This is a genomic window from Plebeiibacterium sediminum (assembly GCF_026013605.1).
GTDB classification, from domain to species: domain Bacteria; phylum Bacteroidota; class Bacteroidia; order Bacteroidales; family Marinilabiliaceae; genus Saccharicrinis; species Saccharicrinis sediminus.
The window spans coordinates 1-562 of record NZ_JAPDPJ010000280.1 but is presented as its reverse complement, the minus strand read 5'-3'; the positions used below and the strand labels follow the sequence as shown (position 1 = coordinate 562).

The window sequence follows — 562 nt, the reverse complement described above, 5'->3', positions numbered from 1 at the left end:
TCTTATTTAAACTATCAAACACCTGATGAGTATGGAAAGGTGGTTATCAGAAATGTGGCTTAACTTTTTGTCTAGTTTTTTATTGCAATTCCAGATAAGTTATTTTCTCTTATAACTTGCAATAACTTTGTTAGAATCTCTGATTGCTTTTTTATCACTTCTGTCCTTATTGGTTGAAGAATAGTCGCTCTTGCTCGTCTATATGTTAAGATTGCAACGACAGTTCCTGTCCCTGCAAAAATCAGTGTAAATAAGTCTTTCAGCCAATTAATATTTTCTTTTATATAATCAATCATTTATTACATAAAGTTTATTTGCAGTGTCTTTTTTGTATTGGGCACAACGTTTTGCGCATATGCTGTCGTACCGCTTTAACCAATCAAACAACACAAACGCTTATTAAAAGCCCTAAAATAGCGCATCGCACAAACTTATCAAAATTGCAGGCGGTATGCAGTATGATGCGCTGTTGAACTAAACCCGCAAAGCGGGAGCTTAGGCTAAAACTAACAAAATTCGTAAGATAATTACATCTTCTACCATTATTAATTTTTAAATACAA

General features: G+C 33.3%; 2 protein-coding genes. Both read right to left on the bottom strand.

Going from position 1 to position 562, the window contains the following annotated elements; genetic code table 11:
- Positions 1-71: 71 nt before the first annotated feature.
- Positions 72-296: a hypothetical protein gene (locus tag OM075_RS25460; protein WP_301193372.1), complete on the bottom strand. Its 225-nt coding sequence runs from the start codon at positions 294-296 to the stop codon at positions 72-74.
- A gap of 83 nt (positions 297-379) precedes the next feature.
- Positions 380-562: hypothetical protein (locus tag OM075_RS25455; protein ID WP_301193371.1), on the bottom strand; the 183-nt coding region annotated here is incomplete at its 5' end.